The sequence below is a fragment of the Pseudoalteromonas sp. BSi20480 genome, from assembly GCF_000241365.1.
Classification (GTDB): domain Bacteria; phylum Pseudomonadota; class Gammaproteobacteria; order Enterobacterales; family Alteromonadaceae; genus Pseudoalteromonas; species Pseudoalteromonas marina.
The window spans coordinates 1-17,879 of the sequence record NZ_BADX01000015.1; the positions used below are offsets into that span (position 1 = coordinate 1).

The 17,879-nt window shown below is 41.3% G+C and carries 16 protein-coding genes and 2 pseudogenes; 14 read left to right on the top strand and 4 right to left on the bottom strand.

Going from position 1 to position 17,879, the window contains the following annotated elements; genetic code table 11:
- On the bottom strand, positions 1-771 hold a 771-nt coding region (locus tag P20480_RS17520; protein WP_274377864.1), incomplete at its 3' end, for a PDC sensor domain-containing protein.
- A 275-nt stretch (positions 772-1,046) separates the two neighbouring features.
- Here P20480_RS17520 and P20480_RS16040 point away from each other — a divergent pair.
- Both P20480_RS16040 and P20480_RS16035 read left to right on the top strand, forming a co-directional pair.
- On the top strand, positions 1,047-1,892 hold the full coding sequence (locus tag P20480_RS16040) for a pirin family protein (RefSeq protein WP_008126783.1): 846 nt from the start codon (positions 1,047-1,049) through the stop codon (positions 1,890-1,892).
- Positions 1,893-1,909: 17 nt separating this feature from the next.
- A complete protein-coding gene (locus P20480_RS16035) occupies positions 1,910-2,881 on the top strand; it encodes a glutathione S-transferase family protein (protein WP_008126784.1) in 972 nt (323 codons plus the stop codon).
- An 8-nt stretch (positions 2,882-2,889) separates the two neighbouring features.
- On the opposite strand, the gene P20480_RS16030 is transcribed toward P20480_RS16035, so the two are convergent.
- From P20480_RS16030 to P20480_RS16020, 3 genes are read right to left on the bottom strand one after another with little or no spacing between them, the layout of a single operon-like run.
- Positions 2,890-3,132, bottom strand: a complete 243-nt coding sequence (locus tag P20480_RS16030; protein WP_006792133.1) for a hypothetical protein — start codon at positions 3,130-3,132, stop codon at positions 2,890-2,892.
- Position 3,133: 1 nt separating this feature from the next.
- On the bottom strand, positions 3,134-3,589 hold the full coding sequence (locus P20480_RS16025) for a hypothetical protein (protein ID WP_008126785.1): 456 nt from the start codon (positions 3,587-3,589) through the stop codon (positions 3,134-3,136).
- 6 nt (positions 3,590-3,595) lie between these two features.
- Positions 3,596-3,934: a hypothetical protein gene (locus tag P20480_RS16020; RefSeq protein WP_006792135.1), complete on the bottom strand. Its 339-nt coding sequence runs from the start codon at positions 3,932-3,934 to the stop codon at positions 3,596-3,598.
- A 498-nt stretch (positions 3,935-4,432) separates the two neighbouring features.
- Here P20480_RS16020 and mraZ point away from each other — a divergent pair, with 498 nt between their 5' ends.
- The 12 genes and pseudogenes from mraZ to P20480_RS15970 all read left to right on the top strand — a co-directional run bounded on the left by mraZ (position 4,433) and on the right by P20480_RS15970 (position 17,879).
- Entirely contained in the window at positions 4,433-4,891 is a 459-nt protein-coding gene (mraZ, locus tag P20480_RS16015) for a division/cell wall cluster transcriptional repressor MraZ (RefSeq protein ID WP_006792136.1), read from the top strand.
- Between the two features lie 28 nt (positions 4,892-4,919).
- Positions 4,920-5,858 (top strand): 16S rRNA (cytosine(1402)-N(4))-methyltransferase RsmH, encoded by a 939-nt coding sequence (gene rsmH / locus P20480_RS16010; protein ID WP_008126786.1) that lies wholly within the window; start codon positions 4,920-4,922, stop codon positions 5,856-5,858.
- Entirely contained in the window at positions 5,855-6,184 is a 330-nt protein-coding gene (gene ftsL, locus P20480_RS16005) for a cell division protein FtsL (RefSeq protein WP_006792138.1), read from the top strand. The genes rsmH and ftsL overlap by 4 nt, the downstream gene beginning before the upstream one ends.
- Positions 6,181-7,998 carry a peptidoglycan glycosyltransferase FtsI gene (locus tag P20480_RS16000; protein ID WP_008126791.1) on the top strand — a complete coding sequence of 606 codons (1,818 nt, stop codon included), beginning with the start codon at positions 6,181-6,183 and terminating at the stop codon, positions 7,996-7,998. The genes ftsL and P20480_RS16000 overlap by 4 nt, the downstream gene beginning before the upstream one ends.
- Positions 7,991-9,469, top strand: coding sequence for a UDP-N-acetylmuramoyl-L-alanyl-D-glutamate--2,6-diaminopimelate ligase (gene murE, locus P20480_RS15995; RefSeq protein ID WP_008126792.1), 1,479 nt, complete (start codon positions 7,991-7,993; stop codon positions 9,467-9,469). Before P20480_RS16000 ends, murE begins: the two co-directional genes overlap by 8 nt.
- A pseudogene (locus P20480_RS17525) lies at positions 9,466-10,847 on the top strand (UDP-N-acetylmuramoyl-tripeptide--D-alanyl-D-alanine ligase). Before murE ends, P20480_RS17525 begins: the two are co-directional and overlap by 4 nt.
- Positions 10,847-11,930 (top strand): annotated as a pseudogene (gene mraY / locus P20480_RS17530) (phospho-N-acetylmuramoyl-pentapeptide-transferase). Before P20480_RS17525 ends, mraY begins: the two co-directional pseudogenes overlap by 1 nt.
- Entirely contained in the window at positions 11,931-13,265 is a 1,335-nt protein-coding gene (gene murD / locus P20480_RS15990; RefSeq protein WP_008126801.1) for a UDP-N-acetylmuramoyl-L-alanine--D-glutamate ligase, read from the top strand. It begins immediately after the preceding pseudogene.
- The gene (gene ftsW, locus P20480_RS15985) at positions 13,262-14,437 is read left to right on the top strand and encodes a cell division protein FtsW (protein WP_006792144.1); all 1,176 of its coding nucleotides are present in this window, start codon (positions 13,262-13,264) and stop codon (positions 14,435-14,437) included. Before murD ends, ftsW begins: the two co-directional genes overlap by 4 nt.
- Positions 14,434-15,510, top strand: coding sequence for an undecaprenyldiphospho-muramoylpentapeptide beta-N-acetylglucosaminyltransferase (gene murG, locus P20480_RS15980; protein ID WP_008126803.1), 1,077 nt, complete (start codon positions 14,434-14,436; stop codon positions 15,508-15,510). Before ftsW ends, murG begins: the two co-directional genes overlap by 4 nt.
- Positions 15,511-16,962, top strand: a complete 1,452-nt coding sequence (gene murC / locus P20480_RS15975; protein ID WP_008126805.1) for a UDP-N-acetylmuramate--L-alanine ligase — start codon at positions 15,511-15,513, stop codon at positions 16,960-16,962.
- On the top strand, positions 16,959-17,879 hold the full coding sequence (locus tag P20480_RS15970; protein ID WP_008126806.1) for a D-alanine--D-alanine ligase: 921 nt from the start codon (positions 16,959-16,961) through the stop codon (positions 17,877-17,879). The genes murC and P20480_RS15970 overlap by 4 nt, the downstream gene beginning before the upstream one ends.

Genomic DNA, 17,879 nt, shown 5'->3' on the forward strand with positions numbered 1-17,879 from the left:
AATAGTTTCTAAAAAGTGTTTATTTGCTCGATTAATATATTTATCAGTGGGCGATGTGATGTAAATTTCTAAATTATTGTTATTAATGTCATTATAAATAGTTGCTCGGTGAAAGATTTGATTGACGTTGTTATCGTCTTTAAACATAGCCAATGAGCTATCGCTATGTAAAAAGTGTTTGTTGTTAATTTTTTCCCCTAAAGGTAGCAATGAGTTTGGGTAACTTGCCAGTACAAGGCCATTAGAATCAGCAATAACAGCGTTCGAACCAATTGGGAATTCGGCTTTGTCTAAAGCTGCACTCCACCAGTCAAGTGCAATCACTGTAACAACAACGCCCTTTAATTGCTCTTGCTTATCAATAATAGGGTGAGCAAAGTTAACACTGGGTGCTTGAATGCTTCTGTCGTATTGAAAATACCCAATTGAAAAGCTTTTATTTGCTATGGCATTTTTAAAGTATTGCCTATCACTAATAGACACATTTTTTACTATGCCATTGGTTACACAAATTAAGTTTCCTTTGTCATCAACTACACCAATATTGGCAACGTTTGTGTAGAGCTCTTGTAATTGGTAAAAATAGCCAGGGCACGTACCCGGAAGGTTGGGTTCTGTAGCAATTGTGTTTGCTAAAAACCGAGTGAGTTGCTCAGTCTCTCCAATCATTGCTGTTTGTTGGTGGGTTAAATGCTTAGCAATATTAACGACTTTTTCTTCGCTTTTTTCAATCGCAGCCTCACGTTCTGCCCAAAGGGCTAAAAATGTCACAAGAATGCCCGGGATACTAATAATGATTAGTAACCTATAAAATTGACTTTTGAGCGATGAAGTTAAAATACTCTGTCCCTTTTTTGAGTAAATTCAATGGTGATTGTAGTCAATAAAATATAAAAAAACCATATTTTATAAGTTGTTATGAAAAAATATTTCACTATCAAATGATTCTAAAAAAACGAATGGTTAGCGCGATATAAAGACATGGTTGTTTGGTTTTATCAGTGCTTTAATAAGTATAGATAACATTTCAGATAGTGATTTAAAAAATGAATATAGCAAAAATATTAACGTCCTATGCAACTCAAGATGGTGACGGTGTCAATATAAGCCGTATCCCTGGATTCGATGGTAAATACCTAGACCCGTTTTTAATGATCGATGAGCTCAAGTCAGATAACGAGGCTGATTATATGGGCGGTTTTCCTGCGCATCCGCACCGAGGTATGGAAACGTTTACTTATATTATTAAAGGAGGGTTTGAACATAAAGATCAAATGGGTAATAAAAAAGCGATCAGAGCAGGCGATGTGCAATGGATGAGTACAGGCAAAGGAGTGATTCATAGCGAAATGCCTCTGCCTGATGCCAAAGACGGACTCCATGGTTTTCAAATTTGGATCAATATGCCAAGCAAAGAAAAAATGCGCGATCCCATTTATCAAGATACAACGCAAAGCCCAGCTCCAACCTTTAAAAATGAAAGTGGTGTTACATTAACTGCCCTTGCTGGTTCATGGCAATTTGAGGCAGTTGAATTAACATCAAGTATTCAAAAGCTCTCTGCAAATGCCGCTTTAGCCGATGTAACTTTACCTGCTGGTAAGCAGCTAAAGCTTGATCCTTTAAAACAACAAAATGTGATGCTTTACATACATTCGGGATCCCTTATCACGCCAGATAATCAAACATTCAAGGCGGGTAAGTTACTAATTTTAGAGCCAGGTAGCGATATTGATATAGCAACGCAACATGGTGCAGGTGTATTAATTTTAGCGGGTGATCCGCTCAAGCAACCCATTGCACACATGGGGCCATTTGTTATGACAACACAAGCCGAAATACAGCAAGCCGTTCGTGATTACCAAAATGGTCAATTTGGCACACTTATTTAATTTTTGAGGAGCAAATAATGGGATTACTTGTTAATGGTCAATGGCAAGATAAATGGTATGACACAGATTCAAGCGACGGAAAGTTTGAGCGTGAGGCAGCGCAATTACGAAATTGGATCACGTCAGACGGTAGCGCAGGTGAAACTGGCGAAGGTGGTTTTAAAGCTGAGGCTGGGCGTTATCATTTATATGTTTCGTTAGCGTGCCCTTGGGCACACCGCACACTTATTTTCCGTACGTTAAAAAAGCTTGATGAACTTATTTCTGTATCGATTGTAAGCCCTGACATGTTGGCTAATGGCTGGGAGTTTGATCAAAATAACCACAGCACGGGTGATGCCTTATTTGCTAGTGATTACTTACACCAAGTTTATACTAAAAATAATTCTAATTACTCAGGACGAGTAACTGTTCCTGTCTTGTGGGACAAAAAACAAAACAAGATAGTTAGTAATGAATCTGCCGATATAATACGCATGTTTAATAGTACGTTTAATGAAATAACAGGTAATAAAGACGATTACTACCCTGAATCACTTCGTAGTGAAATCGATGAACTTAATGCGTTAGTTTATCCAAATATTAATAACGGTGTTTACCGAGCTGGATTTGCAACAACAACGCACGCGTACGAACAAGCATTCGACGATGTGTTTACAGCTCTAGACAAAGTTGAAAAAATACTGAGTAAAAAACGCTACCTTGCGGGTGACAAAATTACGGAAGCAGATTGGCGCTTATTTACAACGTTAATTAGGTTCGATTGTGTGTATGTAGGGCATTTTAAATGCAATTTGCGCACAATTGAGAGTTACCCTTCGTTGAGTGGATACTTAAGGGATTTGTACCAAGTTGAGGGAGTTGCAAATACGGTTGATTTCTATCATATCAAGCGGCATTACTATTTTAGCCACACTATGATTAATCCCACCCAGATTGTACCAAAAGGGCCAGAAATAAATTATTTGCAAGCACATGGCAGGGCATAGTTAACCAGCTAACCAATTAACCTAATTAGCCAGCCGTATTTTCTTATGAGGCTGGTTTCACTTTTACCGGATTGAACGGCAACGCCAGCTATAAATGCGCTGCTTAAGCCTACTTTACTGGCTGCAAAACGCTTTAATCGGTATACGAACGCGGCTTGGTGTTGTCGCTTAAGCTCGCTTTGTAAATCCATTTGTTTAGTCAGTGCTTTTACGTTTGCATCAGGGTTTTTAATCAACATATCAACTAACATATTAATGTCCTTGTAAGTTTAATAATTGTTTAATGCTTTTAAGGGTTTTGCTAAAACCTATTTTGTTGCTTAAATACGCAACGCTTTTCCATAGCCAAAATAAGCATGCGACCTGTAATAGTGTAACGGTTGCAATACTTACCCACACAGAACCAAATAGGTCGTATATCGCATAACCTGCTGCACCTAATACGCCCGCCCACAACAAAACCAAACCACTGGCAAAACAGCCTAAAAATATAGAGATCAATGCAAGCGATCTTAACGATAAGCGCCATTCAGCCTTTGCAAGCTGGTGGGTGATCTTTCCTTGAGTATGATAATCATCCTTGAGCTGTTTTGAATACGTTAAGAGTTTTGCAATATGATCTTGCCAATCGTCCTTTTGATACTGTTGATCAGTCGTTTGGTTTTGCGCTTTACCATCCTTGGTTGTGCTCGAGTGGAAATTTTCCATCAGGTTTTACTTACGACGGAACAATGACGTAATTAACATACCCGCTGCAAATGCAATCCCTGCTGTAGCTAAAGGATTTTCAGATGCGAAGGCACGTGTTTTAGCTGTGCACTCGCCTAGCTTTTCGCGAGCAATCAATTGCTTTTCGCTAAGTGCCTCAGCAGAACTAGATGCACCTTTTCTCACACTACTTTCAGCTGTTGCTGCTTTTGTAGACAGTGCATCAACAGCATCGTGAGCAGCTGATGTTGCTTTTTCTGTCAGTGGGGCATCAGTCGTTTGTGCTTTAGTGTCAGACTTAATATCTGTAGTCGTATTTTGTTTAGTCGTCGTAGCAGTAGCCATAATCAATCCTTAATGAGTAAAAGTATTTAAGTAGTGCATTAACTGAAGCAACAATTAAACCAGACTGTGATGTTTACATAAGATGTTGATTTTATTTGTTATTGTATTTTGTTGGTGAAGCATTTTGAATATATAATAAAAACGATGTAGTAACTCTTACTGCCGATCTAAGTAAAAATTACAAAGTGAGTAAAACCCGCTAAAAAATTGTAATTATTCACTGTTTATTCAGTAATCAAACCATGTAAACAAAAAGTTATTAAAATGGATAAAAATATTTTTTTGTTTGTATCTCCACTTTTTCCCACGTAATTCAACCGCTTCGCCTGAACCCTTATTTTTTCTAGCTTAGAGACTCGTTAAAGGAGGTCAGCTTACTTGACAAAAAGGCTTGTCAAGCCCTAAACTGGAGCACTGTGGTAAAAAGTGGTTTTTAGTGGATCAAACTGGATCAGCATAGATTAATAGCTGATTAAAATAATTTAAAGCAGGCTAATTATGTTCCGTGGCGCGAGTTCACTGAGTTTGGATGATAAAGGACGTTTTGCGGTGCCGACCAAGTACCGAGAATCGCTGCTATCTGAAGATCAGGGAACAGTGATTTGTACCGTCGCGTTAAATGAGCCCTGCTTGTGGTTGTATCCATTGGCTGAATGGCAAGAAATAGAAAGTCGTTTAGCTAAGATTTCCAATATGAATCCACGCGCCCGTCGAATGCAACGCATGTTGTTAGGCAATGCGACAGAGTATCAACTTGATAAAAATGGTCGGATTTTGTTAGCGCCGTCGTTACGTGCGCATGCAGACCTTGGTAAAAAAATAATGCTAGTTGGGTTAATGAATAAATTTGAAATCTGGGATGAAGCGCGTTGGAACGAGCAAATGCGCCAAGACACTGAGCTTGAGAGGCTAGGTGATTTTGAGCCTAATTCAGATTTAGATAACTTTACACTTTAACGGCACAAAAAAAGGCAAACAATAGCTAATGACAGCGCAATTTGAACACGTATCCGTTTTGATGGACGAAACCATTGATGCCCTAGCAATTAAGCCAGACGGCATATATATGGATGGCACATTTGGACGAGGCGGTCATTCAGGTCAAATACTTGCTCGTTTAGGCGACGCAGGACGCTTACAAGCAATAGACCAAGATCCACAGGCTATAAAGTCGGCTGAAAAATTTGCCGATGACTCCCGCTTTGCTATAGCACACACTCGATTTTCAAGATTATACGATGTAGCTGAGCAAAACGATCTCATTGGTAAAGTGGATGGCATTTTATTAGATATTGGTGTGTCATCTCCACAACTTGATGATGCTGAGCGCGGTTTTAGTTTTATGAAAGATGGCCCGCTTGATATGCGCATGGATCCAACAAGCGGCCGAAGTGCTGCTCAGTGGTTGGCAGAAGCTGAGTTAGATGATATCACCCACGTCATTAAAAAGTTGGGTGAAGAAAAGTTCGGTAAGCGTATTGCACATAAAATTTTAGAAACTCGAGAGCACACACCCATCACAACAACTAAGCAGCTTGCTGATTTAGTTGATGAAGCCGTACCAGTGAAAGATAAGTTTAAACACCCCGCAACACGCACTTTTCAGGCTATTCGTATTTATATAAACAGCGAACTTGAAGAAATACAAACGGCGCTGCAATCGGCCGTAAAAGTATTAAAGCCGGGCGGTCGCTTAGTGGTCATTTCTTTTCATTCACTTGAAGATCGCATAGTAAAACAATTTATTAGAAAACAGAGTAAGGGAGAAGCATTACCCAGAGGTCTGCCTTTAACCGATGCACAAATAAATCAAAACCTGACGTTAAAAGCAGTGGGTAAAGCTATTAAACCAAGCACTGAAGAAGTAGCGCGCAATCCGCGTTCACGAAGCTCTGTACTTAGGATTGCTCAGAGGTTGGGATGAATACAAAAGCAAATCATCGTCAACCTCCCAATTTATTTTTCGAAATAATTAAAGGCCTTGGTGCTAATAAGCTCACCTTGGCCTTGTTGGTTACGATATTTGTTTCTGGCTTTAGCGTAGTGCAAGTCACGCATTTAGCGCGCGGGCAATTAATTGAACAAGATAAACTACTGCAGGAACGAGATGAGCTTGATTTAGAGTGGCGATACTTACTAGTTGAGGAGGAGTTTTACTCTCAGCATGCGCGTATTGAAGAAGTGGCAACCTCGCAATTAAAAATGAAAAGACCGACGAGTCAGGATGAACAGGTAATTATAGTAAAATGAGAAATCGAGGCAAAAAACCAGTTAACAACTTAATCACATGGCGCTTTATGCTGGTGTGTTCGGTTGTGTTTTTGGTGTTTGTGACGCTAGTGTCTCGTGCCGCCTATTTACAAGTAATTGAACCTGATAAAGCACGTTCAGAAAGTGACAAACGTACAGTACGCGTCGAAAAACTTCATGTGCAACGCGGAATGATCTTTGACCGCAATGGCAAAGAGCTCGCGGTCAGCGTACCCGTTGTGAGTGTGTATGCTGACCCTAAGGCTTTACATAAATCGCTGGTATCTAAAGTTGTTAGGCAAGCGCGAAAAAATGGTGAAGACAAACAAGCGCTGTTAGATAATGCAGTAGAGCTAAACAAACGCACCACACAGTATTACAAAAACGATTTACGTTGGCGCGAATTAGCTGATGTATTACGTATTGATCAGGCAAAAATTAATTCCCGACTTTTAAATGATCCGAGTCGTCGTTTTGTTTATTTAAAACGCCAAGTAACCCCTGCAGTAGCCGATTATATTGGTGGCTTGCGTCTTCCTGGTATTCATTTATTGGATGAGTCTAAGCGTTACTATCCGGCTGGCGAAGTGACCGCGCATATTATTGGTTTTACCAACATCGATGGTAAAGGCATTGAAGGCATTGAAAAGCTCTATGAAAACGCTTTAACCGGCGAAGAAGGTCGTCGAACTATAAGAAAAGACGCCCAAGGCCGTGAAGTGCAAGTGCTAGATGAGCGAGAACGTGTAGAGCCCGAAAGTATTCAACTAAGTATTGATCAACGTATTCAGGCTATTGCCTATAAGGCTGTGAAGTCAGCGGTTTTATCTTATAAGGCTACATCGGGTTCAGCCATGGTGGTTGATGTTAAAACCGGTGAAGTATTAGCAATGGTTAATAGCCCGTCTTTTAATCCAAATAATCTAACCGATGCGGCTCCCCATAAACGCAGAAATCGCGCTATCACTGATTTGTTCGAACCGGGTTCAACCGTTAAGCCACTGGCCATTTTAGCTGGGCTAGACTACGGCGCAATTCAAGCCGATGAACAAATTGACACCTACCCAGGCTGGATGCGTTTAGGGGGAAGTTTAGTCCAAGATACGCGTAACCATGGTGAAATGTCACTACGAGAAATACTAAAATATTCGTCAAATATGGGGGTAACTAAGGTTACTCAGTTGGTTCCAAAAGACTACCTGGTGGGTTTATTCCAAAAGGTCGGATTCGGATCTGACTCTGGCACGGGTATGGTAGGTGAAAGCAGTGGTTTATTTTACCCAAATCGTCGTTGGTCTGATCACGAAATTGCTGCATTGTCATTTGGTTACAATATTGCTGTTAGTACTGCGCAAATGGCTCGCTTCTATGCCATGTTAGGTGCGGGAGGTGTCAACAGACCGCTCACTGTACTAAAGCAAGATTCTATCCCAGAAGGGGATCGCGTTTTTCAACAGCAAGATGTTGAAGCGGTAGTAAACATGATGGAAAGCGTATTTGAAAGTGGTGGTACTGCACATAACGTTAAAGTTGATGGTTACCGTGCAGCGGGTAAAACGGGTACTTCTAAAAAAGCCGCAGTAGGTGGTTACGGTGATGAATATGTTGGTTATTTTGCAGGTGTTGCACCAGCAAGTAATCCACGTTTAGCTGTGGTAGTAATGATCAATGAACCTGGCGGTGATGTGTACTATGGAGGTGCCACTGCAGGCCCTGCATTTGCAGAAATCGTTTCTAACGCATTAAGAATATTAAACGTCGCACCCGACAAGGAAGAAGTTGCGTACGTAAAAGGTAAAAAGAACGATGCGTGATTTAAAAAGCATTTTAAAATACATAGAAATAGATGCACCATCGCAGCTTGTAAATCATTTGCGATTAGATAGCCGAGACGTCAACCCAGGCGATGTATTTGTAGCAATAAAGGGCCATGAGCTAGATGGCGGGCAGTTTATAGCTAAAGCAATTGAAAAGGGCGCTGTCGCAGTTATTGCCGACAGACTGTGCGAGTTTGATGTTGCATTTGAGCCACTTTATTTAGTGTCTGAACTTGATAAAAAGTTGGCTGAACTTGCTAGTCGTTTTTACGATAAACCCAGCCATAATCTTGATTTAATTGGTGTAACCGGTACAAACGGTAAATCGACTACCACGGCTATGATTGCTCATTTAGCGCAGTATTGTAATACGCAGTCAGCAATTATTGGTACGCTTGGTTTTGGCCATCCAGATAATTTAACGCCGCTCATAAACACCACGCCTTCAGCAGTCGATTTACAACATATATTGAGCGATTTACATCAAGCAGATAAAAAGCTGGTGGCAATGGAAGTGTCGTCGCACGGACTTGTGCAGCACCGTGTTGCACAGTGCCAGTTTAAAGCTGCTGTATTTACTAACCTTTCTCGCGATCACTTAGATTACCACGGTGATATGGCGAGTTATGGTGATGCAAAACTCATGCTATTTCGTGATTTTGACCCACAGCTTGTTGTACTAAACCAAGATGACAACCAAGTAGGGCTGTGGCTCGAAAAATACGATTTTAATAATTTAATTTGCTACGGACGAAAAAATTTAGCGCCTAAAAATGCACAGTATGTGTACTTTTCAGATGTTGATTATTCGGCTGAAGGTATTTCGGCGCAATTATCTACAAGCTGGGGTGATATTAAGGTAAAATCGCCGCTGTTTGGTGAATTTAATCTTTATAACTTAACGGCTGCTTTAGCCACGTTATTGGGTTTAGGTTATCCCCTTGAGCAACTTATTGCAGGTTGCCAACAACTTCAGCCAGTAGCAGGACGAATGCAAGCATTTAGTGTTGCGGGTAAACCAACTTGCGTAGTTGATTATGCGCATACGCCAGAAGCATTAGCTTTAGCACTACAAGCATTGCAAAAACATGTGCCAGGTGGCGTGAGTTGTGTATTTGGCTGTGGTGGTGACAGGGACAAGGGGAAGCGCGTATTAATGGCTCAAGCTGCTGAAAAAAATGCTAACAAAGTGATTATTACCAGCGATAACCCACGCTCAGAAGATCCAAATGTGATTATTGCAGAGGTAGCTTCAGGTTTAGCTGCACCTCAAAGCGCCCATTTAGAAGCTGATAGAGCGTCAGCAATTAGTTATGCAATTAATAATGCAGCTTCTAATGAAGTGGTGTTAATTGCGGGAAAAGGCCACGAAGATTATCAAATTATAGGCGATGAACGTATCGACTTTTGCGATCGCCAGTTTGTACAAGAACAATTAATAAAAACAGATAGAGGGACTCAAGCATGATCCCGATGGATTTTGATTGGTTAGCCAATGTGTTAACAACCGATTATCAGGGTGATAATCAGCAAGTGCTCAACATAAATACAGATACTCGCACAGTATGCGAAGGTGAAGTGTTTTTAGCACTTAAAGGGCCAAATTTTGATGGTCATAAATTTATAGCTGAGGCAAAACAAAAAGGCGCGATAGGCGTTATTGTCGATCATAAAGTCGATGTTGATATTGCCCAGTTTATAGTGAATGACACGCGTATAGCATTAGGCGCTATTGGTACAGCGGTTATGGCGCAAGTAGCACCTAAAACAATCGCTATTACGGGCAGTGTGGGTAAAACCACAGTAAAAGAAATGTGCGCGGCTATTTTATCTGTGCATGGCGATGTGCTGGCAACCAAAGGTAATTTTAATAACGATATTGGCGTACCGCTAACGTTGTTGCGTTTAGAGCCACAACACCGTTTTGCAGTAATAGAGCTGGGTGCAAATCATTTAGGTGAAATTGCATACACAACGGCAATGGCTAAACCTGATGTAGCGGTAGTGTGTAATGTAGCACCAGCCCACTTAGAAGGTTTTGGTAGCTTGATGGGCGTGGCCAAAGCAAAAGGCGAAATTTTTGATGGCCTTAAAGAAAATGGCGTAGCCATAATTAATTGCGACAGTGAGTTTAGTCAATATTGGCTAGATAAACTTGAAGGGCGCAATATAAAGCGCTTTTCAACCTCTGAAAAACTCGATATTTGGGCTGAAGATATAAGCTTAGACGCTAATGCACGTGCAAGCTTTACGTTATGTACAAAACAAAAAAAGTACCTGTGACTCTCGCATTACCGGGTAAACATAACATTAGCAATGCACTTATTGCAGCTGCACTAACAAGCGAGCTTGATGTCACTTTAGATGATATTGCTCATGCATTGGCGACGATGGGTGATGTAAAAGGGCGCGTAAACTTAATAGAAGTGTCTGACATGCTCACAGTGGTTGATGATACTTACAATGCCAATGTTAAATCGGTTAAGGCTGCCATTGACTTACTGAGTGATATGCAAGGGCATCGTATTTTAGCGCTGGGGGATATGGGTGAGCTTGGTGAAGACGCACGTAAATACCATCAAGAAGTTGGCGAATATGCGCTTGAAAAAGGCATTGATGAGTTATTTACGCTAGGTGTGTTGAGTAAGTGTGCAAGCGATGTATTTGCGCTTGCGAATCGTCACTTCTCAAACCGTGAGCAGATGCAGCAACAAATTCAAGCCACAATTAATCAAGTAAATAAAAAAACGACCATTGTCGTGAAAGGATCACGCAGTTCTCGCATGGAATTATTAGTAACCGATTTAGTTAATGGCCAGCAACAAGCCATCAATGGAGTATCATAATGTTAGTTTGGCTGGCTGAGTATTTAACACAGTATTTTAGTGGTTTTAATGTTTTTTCGTATTTAACACTGCGCGCTATTTTGGGGATTTTAACTGCGCTCATTATGTCTCTGTATTTAGGGCCAAAGCTAATTCGTGGTTTGCAAAAAATGCAAATTGGGCAAACAGTACGCGATGATGGCCCACAATCACACTTATCAAAATCGGGTACGCCAACTATGGGTGGCCTGCTTATTTTAGTCGGCAATTTTTACAAGTACCTTATTGTGGGCCGATCTCTCCAATAAGTATGTGTGGGCAACGTTATTTGTAATTGGCTCACTGGGAATTGTCGGCTTTATCGATGATTACCGAAAAGTTATCCGTAAAGATCCAAAAGGGCTTATAGCGAAATGGAAGTACTTTTGGCAGTCAGTAATTGCACTTGTGGTTGCAACTGCATTGTACTTTACAAGTACGCAAGCTGCAGAAACGTCTTTAGTTGTGCCGTTTTTTAAAGATGTTTTACCGCAGTTAGGCTTGTTTTACATTGTTATTACCTATTTTGCATTGGTTGGAACATCAAATGCTGTAAACCTGACTGATGGTCTAGATGGTCTCGCTATTGTACCGACTATTTTAGTTGCGGCGGCACTTGCCATAATTGCTTACTTAACCGGTAATATTAATTTTTCTGCTTATTTACATATTCCTCATTTGCCATTAGCCAGTGAGCTTGTAGTTGTATGTACTGCCATTGTTGGTGCAGGGCTTGGGTTTTTATGGTTTAACACCTACCCGGCGCAAGTATTCATGGGTGATGTAGGCTCATTAGCATTAGGTGGAGCGCTGGGGATTATTGCAGTGCTGGTTCGTCAAGAACTTCTACTGATTATCATGGGCGGTGTCTTTGTAATGGAGGCGTTGTCGGTGATTTTACAAGTGGGCTCGTATAAGTTACGAGGGCAACGAATTTTTAGAATGGCGCCTATTCACCATCATTACGAATTAAAAGGTTGGCCAGAGCCGCGCGTTATTGTGCGTTTTTGGATTATATCTATTGTGTTGGTTCTCGCAGGTCTTGCGACATTAAAGATAAGATAAATGCAATATTTAAACGAGATAAAGAATAAACAAATAACAGTGCTCGGACTCGGTGTAACCGGTCTGGGCATTGTGCGTTTTTTACTATCTCACGGTTTAACGCCAAAGGTTGTCGACAGCCGAGCAAATCCCCCAGGGATTGAATGGCTGAGCAGTCATGCTCCTAGTTTAAATACACACTTTGGCAGCTTAGATGCTGCTGGGCTTAATGGCAGTGATATGATTATTGTAAGCCCTGGGTTAAGCCTTAAAACGCCTGCCATTGCGAGTGCTATTAATTCGGGTGTTGAAGTCATAGGTGATGTTGAGCTATTTGCGCGCATTAATACTAAACCTGTAGTGGCAGTGACTGGCTCAAATGGTAAATCAACCGTAGTGACTTTAGCCTATGACGTGTTAAAAGCGGCTGGCTTTAATGCGGCACTTGGCGGCAATATTGGTACCGCAGTGCTTGATTTACTCAATGACGACTTTGATGTTTATGTGCTTGAGCTTTCGAGCTTTCAATTAGATACCACAACAAGCTTAAAATCGGTGAGTGCCACGGTGTTAAATGTATCTGAAGATCATTTAGATCGTTACGATAGCTACCAAGCATATATAGACTCAAAGCTATCTATTTACAACGGTACACAATGTCTTGTTGTTAATGAAGATGACAAACAAACGCATCCGTCCAGTAGCAGTGCTACGGCTAAAATTGGTTTTGGTACTCAACAGGGTAAATATTGTTTAGGGCAGCATAACTGCAGTACGTATTTTTTCGCTAACAATGAGGCGTTTTTACCTGTTGATACACTGGCTGTTGTAGGTAAGCACAATTATTTAAATACGCTTGCGGTTATGGCGTTACTAAGCCCCTTTAATATTAGTAAAGAGGCTTATAAAAAGGCACTAAATGAGTTTAGCGGATTGGCTCATCGCTGCCAATTTGTTACTCAGCAACATGGCGTTAAATACTTTAACGATTCAAAGGCAACAAACGTAGGCGCTACCATAGCAGCCATAGACAGTTTGGCCACAGAAACTCAAAACTTAATTGTGATAGCGGGAGGCGATGCAAAAGGCGCTGATTTAAACCCGCTTAAACCTTACTTACAAAAGCATGTAAAAGCGCTGATCTGTTTTGGTAAAGATGCCAAAAAGCTAGTGGCTCTGAGCAGCAAAAGCCATTTAACAAATAACATGAGTGAGGCGGTTAATTTAGCTAAGCAGCTTAGTTCGCCGGGTAATGTAGTTTTATTAGCGCCAGCATGTGCAAGCATTGATATGTATAACAACTATATGCAACGTGGTGATGACTTTGTTAAGTGTGTTTTGGCGGATAACATATGATTGCGCTTGCACAAATAAAAGACACATTAACACCAAAACCTTCGCCGCAGCTTTATGATGTGCCTTTGCTTTATTCAATGCTAATGCTAATTGGTGTTGGCTTTATTATGGTGATGAGTGCGTCTATGCCCACGGCAGAGCGCCTTTTTGATAACTCACATCATATTGCTATTCGTCACGGGATGTTTTTGGCCGTTGCGTTTGTTCTTTTTTGGATCACGGTTTGTGTGCCAATGGATTGGTGGAAACGCTCAAATGCATATTTATTGATACTGGGCATGGTATTGCTCATTGCTGTATTAATTATTGGCCGCGAGGTTAATGGTGCCAAGCGTTGGATCCCAATTGGACCTATTGGTTTTCAGGTGGCTGAAGCCGCTAAATTGTACTTTTTTAGTTACATAGCGGGTTACTTGGTCCGAAAGCGTGAAGAAGTACAAGAGAACATTAAAGGTTTTGCAAAGCCTATTGCAGTGTTTGCTGTGTATGCATTGCTTATTTTGTTGCAGCCTGATTTAGGCACCGTAGTTGTTATGTTTGTAACAACAGTTGGCTTATTGTTTTTAGCGGGCGCAAAACTATGGCAGTTTTTTGTCCTTATTTTAACCGGGATTGGCTTGGTTGTTTTGTTGATTATTGTTGAGCCTTATCGTATGGCGCGTGTTGTTGGCTTTTTAGACCCTTGGGACGACCCATTTGGAAAAGGGTACCAGCTCGTTCAATCGTTAATGGCGTACAGCCAAGGTGGATGGTTTGGCCAAGGGTTAGGTAATAGCGTGCAAAAGTTGCAATACCTTCCTGAAGCACACAATGATTTTATTTTTGCGGTTATTGGCGAAGAGCTTGGTTTAGTTGGCGTGGTAAGCATTTTAATGGTGCTCGCCACTTTAGTATTTAGAGCACTATTAATTGGCCAGCAAGCCTTAAAGTGCGGTAAAGAATACGAAGGCTACTTTGCCTTTGCAATAGGTATTTGGTTTGCGTTTCAAACCATGGTGAATGTAGGGGCAAGTGCGGGGATTTTACCAACTAAAGGTCTTACATTACCGTTTATTTCTTATGGTGGTTCTAGTTTGATGATTATGACCATAGCAACCGGAATATTATTACGCGTTGATTTTGAAACTAAAATGGCAACTAAACAAGCGACCTCAGGCGGAGGTAAACGATGAGTAAAAAGTGTGTTGTAGTCGCTGGTGGAACTGGCGGGCATATATTTCCAGGTATTGCAGTTGCTGATTACTTAAAAGCGCAGGGGTGGCAAGTTACTTGGATTGGCACACCCGATAGAATGGAAGCAAGCGTTGTTCCTAAGCACAATATAGAAATTGATTTTATTAATGTAAAAGGTGTTCGTGGCAACGGATTAAAACGCCTTGTTAAAGCGCCATTCATGGTCATTAATGCAATATTGCAAGCGCGTAAGGTATTGAAAAATCAACGTCCAGATGTTGTTCTTGCTATGGGAGGATACGTAACTGGACCAACAGGTATTGCTGCAAAAAGTTTAGGTATTCCGTTAGTTATTCATGAACAGAATGCGGTTGCTGGTATGAGTAACCGATGGCTTTCACGATTTGCTAATCGCGTTTTAGCGGCTTTCCCAAGCGCTTTTGAAGCAGGACAAGCTGAACTTGTCGGAAATCCAGTTCGTCAAAGTGTAATAGACATAGCAACGCGTGACGTTTCAATACCGATTAATATGTTGGTTGTCGGAGGGTCGTTAGGGGCTCAGGTACTTAACCAAACACTTCCAGCTGCATTTAAAGCGCTTAACAAAACCAGTGCAATAAATGTATGGCACCAGACAGGTAAAGGACATTTAAACAGCGTTGAGCAAGCCTACAAAACGCACATGTTTGAAAGCGATAATGTAAAAGTTGCGGAATTTATTGATGACATGGATGCAGCGTATGCTTGGGCTGATATTGTTATCTGCCGAGCTGGTGCGCTAACGGTAAGTGAAATTGCAGCAGCGGGCAAAATGGCTGTATTTGTGCCATTTCCTCATGCAGTTGACGACCATCAAACGGCTAACGCCCAATATTTGGTTGAGGCAGATGGAGCGTTACTCATGCAGCAAAGGGCATTTAATGAGCAATCGATTGTTGCGCTATTAACCCCTTACTTAGTAAACCCTAGTTTAATTAATAAAATGGCTAATAACGCAAAAAAACAAGCCATTTTAGATGCCACAGCAAGCGTAGCCGCGCACTGTGAGCAAGTATCAAATAAGAGAGCGTAAGTGAAAGAAGCATCAGTACAAAACAAAAGTATACGACCTGCAATGCGTCGAATAGAAACCATCCACTTTATTGGTATTGGTGGAGCGGGTATGGGCGGTATTGCCGAAGTGCTCGCTTTTGAAGGTTACCGTATTACAGGGTCTGATATTGCGCATAGTGCGATGACAGATCGCTTGATTAAAGCGGGTGCAGAAGTATTCATTGGTCATCACGAAAACAACGTAAAAGATGCCAATGTGGTGGTAGTTTCAAGTGCTATTGACGAAACTAACCCTGAAATAATTGCCGCAAAAGCGGCAAGAATTCCTGTTGTACGTCGTGCTGAAATGCTAGCTGAATTAATGCGTTTTCGCCATGGCATTGCCATTGCTGGCACTCATGGCAAAACAACAACAACGAGTTTAATTGCCAGCATTTATGCCCAAGCTGGGCTCGATCCAACCTTTATTATTGGTGGTTTATTAAATAGTGCAGGTAGTAATGCAAAGGTTGGTAAAAGCGATTTTTTAATTGCAGAAGCTGATGAGAGTGATGCGTCGTTTTTACACTTACAACCTATGGTATCGGTGATCACTAATATTGAAGAAGATCACATGGATACATACGGTGGCAGCCTTGAAAAAATGAAAGACACTTATGTCGATTTTATACATAACCTGCCGTTTTATGGTCTGGCTGTTGTGTGTATCGACTCTGAGGTAGCCGCCGAACTAATTCCTCGTTTTGGGCGTCCTATTATTACGTATGGCGAGTCGCCAACGGCTGATTATCGCATGAGTGATTTTAGCCAGTCAGCTAATACGTGTACGTTTACGGTAACCAATAAACAAGGTGAGTGTTTAACGGCAACGCTAAATATGCCAGGTAAACATAACGCATTAAATGCTACAGCAGCAATTGCAGTAGCAAAAGATCAAAATATTGCTAACCAAGCAATTTTAGAAGCATTACAAAAGTTTGAAGGTATTGGCCGTCGTTTTCAACACTACGGCGAATTTGAAAACGAACGCGGCAATATAATGTTAGTGGATGATTACGGTCATCACCCTTCAGAGGTTGCAGCAACTATTGCGGCAGTACGCGAGGGGTGGCCCGATAAACGCTTAGTAATGATTTATCAGCCGCATCGTTATAGTCGTACTCGTGATTTATATGAAGACTTTGTAAAAGTACTTGCCGATGTAGATCAGCTCTTATTATTAGATGTTTATGGCGCAGGCGAAGAGCCTATAGTGGGCGCTGATAGTAAAAGTTTATGCCGAAGCCTTCGTCAACGTGGCAAAGAGCCATTGCATGTAGCATCAAGTAAAGAGCTTGCGGGTGTATTAGCAGATAACTTGCAAAATAATGACTTAGTATTGACCCAAGGTGCGGGTAATATAGGTCAGTTAGTAAAAACGTTAGCAGCAACAGGCATGTCGATAGAAAAATTAAAACAAGGTGAAGTATGACCCAAGTAAATGCACAATTTGGTAAAGTAGCGGTAATGCTTGGTGGTAACTCAGCAGAGCGTGAAGTGTCATTAAAGTCGGGTCAGGCTGTTTTTAATGCATTACAAAATTGCGGTGTAGATGCGATTGCATTCGATCCTCAAAATCGGTCGTTGTGGGAACTCAAAGAGTTAAATGTAGATCGTGTTTTTATTGCACTACATGGCCGAGGTGGTGAGGACGGAACTGTTCAAGGTGCATTAGAGTTTATGAACTTACCTTACACCGGCAGTAACGTACTGGGTTCAGCGCTGGCAATGGATAAAATTCGTTGTAAGCACTTGTTTAAATCAGCAGGCTTAAGCACCGCGCCTTATGCCGTTGTAGATGCTAAAAAAGGTTTTGATGCACACGCTATCATGGCTGAATTTAAAAAAGTGATGGTTAAGCCTTCTCATGAAGGGTCGAGCATTGGTATGGCACAAGCAACTACTGCGCAAGAACTTGAAGATGCATTAATCAATGCATTTAAGTTTGATAGCCAAGTGTTGGTTGAGCAGTGGATAACGGGTCGTGAATTTACAGTGACTGTTTTAGGTGATGAAGTACAGCCCATAATTGAAATGACAACGCCAAATGGCTTTTACGATTATCAGGCAAAGTATCAATCAAATACTACGCAGTATCATTGCCCAGCCAATTTATCGGCGCACGATACGCAGCAATTACAGGCTATGTCGTTAGAGGCGTTTGACTTAGTTGGCGCAAGCGGTTGGGGCCGCGTAGATGCAATGCAAGATGAGCAAGGCAACTTTTATTTATTAGAGGTTAATACTGTACCCGGAATGACAGAAAAATCATTAGTGCCTATGGCAGCTAAAGCAAATGGGGCAAGTTTTGAGCAATTAGTTGTTCGCATTTTGGAGCAAACGCTTTAA

Coding starts and splice junctions, on each gene's coding strand:
- P20480_RS16040 (WP_008126783.1), top strand. CDS start 1,047: ATGAATATAGCAAAAATATTAACGTCCTATGCAACTCAAGATGGTGAC.
- P20480_RS16035 (WP_008126784.1), top strand. CDS start 1,910: ATGGGATTACTTGTTAATGGTCAATGGCAAGATAAATGGTATGACACA.
- P20480_RS16030 (WP_006792133.1), bottom strand. CDS start 3,132: ATGTTAGTTGATATGTTGATTAAAAACCCTGATGCAAACGTAAAAGCA.
- P20480_RS16025 (WP_008126785.1), bottom strand. CDS start 3,589: ATGGAAAATTTCCACTCGAGCACAACCAAGGATGGTAAAGCGCAAAAC.
- P20480_RS16020 (WP_006792135.1), bottom strand. CDS start 3,934: ATGGCTACTGCTACGACGACTAAACAAAATACGACTACAGATATTAAG.
- mraZ (WP_006792136.1), top strand. CDS start 4,433: ATGTTCCGTGGCGCGAGTTCACTGAGTTTGGATGATAAAGGACGTTTT.
- rsmH (WP_008126786.1), top strand. CDS start 4,920: ATGACAGCGCAATTTGAACACGTATCCGTTTTGATGGACGAAACCATT.
- ftsL (WP_006792138.1), top strand. CDS start 5,855: ATGAATACAAAAGCAAATCATCGTCAACCTCCCAATTTATTTTTCGAA.
- P20480_RS16000 (WP_008126791.1), top strand. CDS start 6,181: ATGAGAAATCGAGGCAAAAAACCAGTTAACAACTTAATCACATGGCGC.
- murE (WP_008126792.1), top strand. CDS start 7,991: ATGCGTGATTTAAAAAGCATTTTAAAATACATAGAAATAGATGCACCA.
- murD (WP_008126801.1), top strand. CDS start 11,931: ATGCAATATTTAAACGAGATAAAGAATAAACAAATAACAGTGCTCGGA.
- ftsW (WP_006792144.1), top strand. CDS start 13,262: ATGATTGCGCTTGCACAAATAAAAGACACATTAACACCAAAACCTTCG.
- murG (WP_008126803.1), top strand. CDS start 14,434: ATGAGTAAAAAGTGTGTTGTAGTCGCTGGTGGAACTGGCGGGCATATA.
- P20480_RS15970 (WP_008126806.1), top strand. CDS start 16,959: ATGACCCAAGTAAATGCACAATTTGGTAAAGTAGCGGTAATGCTTGGT.